1 protein-coding gene is annotated in these 373 nt (G+C 63.0%); it reads left to right on the top strand.

All coding sequences use genetic code 11. The annotated features are described in order from the left end of the window. Window positions 1-373, top strand: a 373-nt coding sequence (locus tag QZX79_RS15085) for a fumarylacetoacetate hydrolase family protein (RefSeq protein WP_366485031.1), incomplete at both ends; no start/stop codon positions are given.

The raw sequence follows: 373 nt of genomic DNA, 5'->3' as shown, positions 1-373 counted from the left end.
GAACGAACCTGATTTCGGGGTCCTGCTCGACGACATGCAGTACCGCACGGGGGGCATCATCGCGATTGACTCGCTGCTCCAGCCCCGGGTCGAGGCCGAGGTCGCCTTCCGTCTGCGAGATGACCTCACGGACGCCAACCTGACTTACGAGGAGGCGCGCGCTGCAATCGCCACGGCATCGGCGGCCCTCGAAATCGTCGACAGCCGGGTCGTGGACTGGGACATATCGATCGCCGACACGGTTGCCGACAACGCCTCAAGTGGGGCTTTCGTTCTCGGAGCTGTGGAGCATCCCATTGTTGGGCTAGACACCGCGGCGGTGGAGATGGCGATGCAGATGAATGGAGTCGTGGTTTCCACTGGAACCGGCATG

Source organism: uncultured Arthrobacter sp. (genome assembly GCF_902805515.1).
Taxonomy (GTDB): domain Bacteria; phylum Actinomycetota; class Actinomycetes; order Actinomycetales; family Micrococcaceae; genus Arthrobacter_D.
The sequence above is the reverse complement of the archived record's forward strand: the minus strand, read 5'-3'. Positions and strand labels throughout refer to the sequence as shown.